The sequence below is a fragment of the Quadrisphaera sp. DVD1 genome, assembly GCF_058932755.1.
Map to the genome: position 1 here is coordinate 1 of NZ_JBZYWI010000182.1, position 5,427 is coordinate 5,427.

Here is a 5,427-nt window from a genome sequence, read left to right on the forward strand (position 1 = left end):
TCCGCTCCTTCCTGGGGTGGGGCTGGGGTGGGTGGTGGCTGTGTTCTTGGTTCGAAGATGGATGTCAGTTGTGATGTCTTTTTCGGCCAGTTCTGTTTCCGTGCTCGCTTGTCGGGTGCGGAGCCTGTTTGGCCTGCTCGCGCTCTTCGGGGTGTGGGTGGGTCGTTGAGGCATCAACGGAGAGTTTGATCCTGGCTCAGGACGAACGCTGGCGGCGTGCTTAACACATGCAAGTCGAACGGTGATCCCCAGCTTGCTGGGGTGATCAGTGGCGAACGGGTGAGTAACACGTGAGCAACCTGCCCCCGACTCTGGGATAACTCCGGGAAACCGGGGCTAATACCGGATATGACACTGCCGGGCATCTGGTGGTGTGGAAAGTTCTTCGGTCGGGGATGGGCTCGCGGCCTATCAGCTTGTTGGTGGGGTGATGGCCTACCAAGGCGACGACGGGTAGCCGGCCTGAGAGGGCGACCGGCCACACTGGGACTGAGACACGGCCCAGACTCCTACGGGAGGCAGCAGTGGGGAATATTGCGCAATGGGCGAAAGCCTGACGCAGCGACGCCGCGTGAGGGATGAAGGCCTTCGGGTTGTAAACCTCTTTCAGCAGGGAAGAAGCGAAAGTGACGGTACCTGCAGAAGAAGCACCGGCTAACTACGTGCCAGCAGCCGCGGTAATACGTAGGGTGCAAGCGTTGTCCGGAATTATTGGGCGTAAAGAGCTCGTAGGCGGTTTGTCGCGTCTGCTGTGAAAACGCGGGGCTCAACCCCGCGCCTGCAGTGGGTACGGGCAGACTAGAGTGCAGTAGGGGAGACTGGAATTCCTGGTGTAGCGGTGGAATGCGCAGATATCAGGAGGAACACCGGTGGCGAAGGCGGGTCTCTGGGCTGTAACTGACGCTGAGGAGCGAAAGCGTGGGGAGCGAACAGGATTAGATACCCTGGTAGTCCACGCCGTAAACGTTGGGCGCTAGGTGTGGGGCTCATTCCACGAGTTCCGTGCCGCAGCAAACGCATTAAGCGCCCCGCCTGGGGAGTACGGCCGCAAGGCTAAAACTCAAAGGAATTGACGGGGCCCCGCACAAGCGGCGGAGCATGCGGATTAATTCGATGCAACGCGAAGAACCTTACCAAGGCTTGACATGCAGGGAAATCTCCCAGAGATGGGAGGTCCGCAAGGGTTCCTGCACAGGTGGTGCATGGTTGTCGTCAGCTCGTGTCGTGAGATGTTGGGTTAAGTCCCGCAACGAGCGCAACCCTCGTCCTATGTTGCCAGCGCGTGATGGCGGGGACTCATAGGAGACTGCCGGGGTCAACTCGGAGGAAGGTGGGGATGACGTCAAATCATCATGCCCCTTATGTCTTGGGCTTCACGCATGCTACAATGGCCAGTACAAAGGGCTGCGAGACCGTGAGGTGGAGCGAATCCCAAAAAGCTGGTCTCAGTTCGGATCGGGGTCTGCAACTCGACCCCGTGAAGTCGGAGTCGCTAGTAATCGCAGATCAGCAACGCTGCGGTGAATACGTTCCCGGGGCTTGTACACACCGCCCGTCACGTCACGAAAGTCGGTAACACCCGAAGCCGGTGGCCCAACCCCTTGTGGGAGGGAGCCGTCGAAGGTGGGACTGGCGATTGGGACGAAGTCGTAACAAGGTAGCCGTACCGGAAGGTGCGGCTGGATCACCTCCTTTCTAAGGAGCATCTGGCCCGGCCCACAGCGCCTCTTCGGGGGTGGGGTCGGGTCCAGGCCCACGCCTCGAGCGCATGTCTTGGGGGTGGAGCTCAAGGGTGGAACATCGACTGCGGCTCATCGGGTGTCCACCTGGTGGCGCTAGTACTGCTGTCTTCCTTCGGGGAGGGAGCGTGGAACGCGCCCGGGGTGGGGACGTGGTGGGCCTGACACGCTGTTGGGTCCTGAAGGAACGGGCACTCCTCGTGTCCTGGTGCCGGCTTCGGTCGGGGCTGGGGTGGGGGAGGGAGCCACCTTCTGCGGGTCACACGCCGAGCCAGCGCTTCGCTGGGGGTGGGTGTGGGTCTGCCCGTTGCTTGAGAACTGCACAGTGGACGCGAGCATCTTTGTATCTGTGGTCAAGTTTTTAAGGGCACACGGTGGATGCCTTGGCACCAGGAGCCGAAGAAGGACGTAGGAGCCTGCGATAAGCCTCGGGGAGTTGGCAACCGAACTTTGATCCGAGGATTTCCGAATGGGGAAACCCGGCTGGAGTCATGTCCAGTCACCCGCACCTGAACACATAGGGTGCGTGGAGGGAACGTGGGGAAGTGAAACATCTCAGTACCCACAGGAGGAGAAAGCAACCGCGATTCCGTGAGTAGTGGCGAGCGAAAGCGGATCAGGCTAAACCGGTCGCGTGTGATAGCTGATAGGCGTTGCGCGGTCGGGGTTGTGGGACCTTTCAGTTCCAGCTATCACTGGAACGGGGAGTCAGAAAGTCGCGTCATAGTCGAAGGGTCTTGAAAGGCCCGGCACAGAGGGTGTTACCCCCGTAGACGAAATGGCGTGGCCTCCCGAGAGGGATCCCAAGTAGCACGGGGCCCGAGAAATCCCGTGCGAATCCGGGGGGACCACCCCCTAAGCCTAAATACTCCCTGGTGACCGATAGCGGACAAGTACCGTGAGGGAAAGGTGAAAAGTACCCCGGGAGGGGAGTGAAATAGTACCTGAAACCGTGTGCCTACAATCCGTCGGAGCCTCCTCGTTGGGGTGACGGCGTGCCTTTTGAAGAATGAGCCTGCGAGTTAGTGGTACGTGGCGAGGTTAACCCGTGTGGGGAAGCCGTAGCGAAAGCGAGTCCGAACAGGGCGTATGAGTCGCGTGCTCTAGACCCGAAGCGAAGTGATCTACCCATGGGCAGGTTGAAGCGCGGGTAAGACCGCGTGGAGGACCGAACCCACCAGGGTTGAAAACCTGGGGGATGACCTGTGGGTAGGGGTGAAAGGCCAATCAAACTTCGTGATAGCTGGTTCTCCCCGAAATGCATTTAGGTGCAGCGTCACGTGTTTCTTGCCGGAGGTAGAGCTACTGGATGGCCGATGGGCCCCAAAAGGTTACTGACGTCAGCCAAACTCCGAATGCCGGTAAGCGCAGCGTGGCAGTGAGACTGCGGGGGATAAGCTCCGTAGTCGAGAGGGAAACAGCCCAGACCACCAGCTAAGGCCCCTAAGCGTGTGCTAAGTGGGAAAGGATGTGGAGTTGCACAGACAACCAGGAGGTTGGCTTAGAAGCAGCCACCCTTGAAAGAGTGCGTAATAGCTCACTGGTCAAGTGATTCCGCGCCGACAATGTAGCGGGGCTCAAGCACACCGCCGAAGCTGTGGCATTCACACTGAGCTAGGCCTTCGTGGTCCAAGCGTGTGGATGGGTAGGGGAGCGTCGTGTGGCGGGTGAAGCGGCGGAGTAATCCAGCCGTGGACGCCACACGAGTGAGAATGCAGGCATGAGTAGCGAAAGACGGGTGAGAAACCCGTCCGCCGAATGACCAAGGGTTCCAGGGCCAGGCTAATCCGCCCTGGGTAAGTCGGGACCTAAGGCGAGGCCGACAGGCGTAGTCGATGGACAACGGGTTGATATTCCCGTACCGGCGAAGAACCGCCCATACCGAGCCCGGTGATGCTGAGCACCCAAAGCCACGTGATCCTTCGGGAGATCGTGGTGGAGCGTGCGACCCGAACCGGTAGTAGGTAAGCGCATTAACAGGGGTGACGCAGAAGGGTAGCCACCGCGTGGCGATGGTAGTCCACGTCCAAGGGTGTAGGGCGAGGTGTAGGCAAATCCGCACCTCATGAAGCCTGAGACCTGATAGTGAGCGCGTATGCGCGAAGCAGGGTGATCCCATACTGCCGAGAAAAGCCTCGGCGCGAGGTTCTAGCCGCCCGTACCCCAAACCGACTCAGGTGGTCAGGTAGAGAATACCAAGGCGATCGAGAGAATCGTGGTTAAGGAACTCGGCAAAATGCCCCCGTAACTTCGGGAGAAGGGGGGCCCGACAGCTGAAGCCACTTGCTGGCTAGGCTGGACGGCCGCAGAGACCAGGGAGAAGCGACTGTTTACTAAAAACACAGGTCCGTGCTAAGTCGCAAGACGATGTATACGGACTGACGCCTGCCCGGTGCTGGAACGTTAAGGGGACGGGTCAACCCGCAAGGGTGAAGCTCAGAACTTAAGCGCCAGTAAACGGCGGTGGTAACTATAACCATCCTAAGGTAGCGAAATTCCTTGTCGGGTAAGTTCCGACCTGCACGAATGGCGTAACGACTTCTCCGCTGTCTCAACCGCGAACTCGGCGAAATTGCACTACGAGTAAAGATGCTCGTTACGCGCAGCAGGACGGAAAGACCCCGGGACCTTCACTACAGCTTGGTATTGGTGTTCGGGACGGCTTGTGTAGGATAGGTGGGAGACTGTGAAGCCGGCACGCCAGTGTCGGTGGAGTCAACGTTGAAATACCACTCTGGTCGTCTTGGACATCTAACCTCGGTCCGTCATCCGGACCAGGAACAGTGCCTGGTGGGTAGTTTAACTGGGGCGGTTGCCTCCTAAAGAGTAACGGAGGCGCTCAAAGGTTCCCTCATCCTGGTTGGCAATCAGGTGTCGAGTGTAAGTGCACAAGGGAGCTTGACTGCGAGACTGACGGGTCGAGCAGGGACGAAAGTCGGAACTAGTGATCCGGCCGTGGATTGTGGAATCGCGGTCGCTCAACGGATAAAAGGTACCCCGGGGATAACAGGCTGATCTTGCCCAAGAGTCCATATCGACGGCATGGTTTGGCACCTCGATGTCGGCTCGTCGCATCCTGGGGCTGGAGTAGGTCCCAAGGGTTGGGCTGTTCGCCCATTAAAGCGGTACGCGAGCTGGGTTTAGAACGTCGTGAGACAGTTCGGTCCCTATCCGCTGCGCGCGTTGGAGACTTGAGAAGGGCTGTCCCTAGTACGAGAGGACCGGGACGGACGAACCTCTGGTGTGCCAGTTGTTCCGCCAGGAGCACGGCTGGTTGGCTACGTTCGGAAGGGATAACCGCTGAAAGCATCTAAGCGGGAAGCCTGCTTCAAGATGAGGTCTCCATGAGGGCTTGCCCTCGAGAGGCTCCCAGCAGACTACTGGGTTGATAGGCCGGATGTGGACGGGTGGTGACACCTGCAGCTGACCGGTACTAATAAGCCGATGACTTGCCCACACCCAAGACTTCATTGCGTGTTCGCGTCCACTGTGCGGTTCCCGAGCCACGGTCACACCACCCCCCACGAACGCTCGTGGGCGCGGGGGGTGCCGTACAGCTCGACAGTGTTACGGCGGTCATAGCGGTGGGGAAACGCCCGGTCCCATTCCGAACCCGGAAGCTAAGCCCATCTGCGCCGATGGTACTGCGCGGGAAGCTGCGTGGGAGAGTAGGACGCCGCCGGACATC

General features: G+C 59.4%; 3 rRNA genes. All 3 read left to right on the top strand.

Annotation, left to right across the window (positions count from 1 at the left end):
• Positions 1–173 precede the first annotated feature (173 nt).
• Positions 174–1,695, top strand: a 16S ribosomal RNA gene (locus tag AC5FZL_RS15195).
• 395 nt (positions 1,696–2,090) lie between these two features.
• Positions 2,091–5,196: ribosomal RNA gene (locus AC5FZL_RS15200) — 23S ribosomal RNA — on the top strand.
• Positions 5,197–5,307: 111 nt separating this feature from the next.
• A 5S ribosomal RNA gene (gene rrf, locus AC5FZL_RS15205) occupies positions 5,308–5,424 on the top strand.
• Together the 16S, 23S and 5S rRNA genes form the textbook arrangement of a ribosomal RNA operon.
• Positions 5,425–5,427 lie beyond the last annotated feature (3 nt).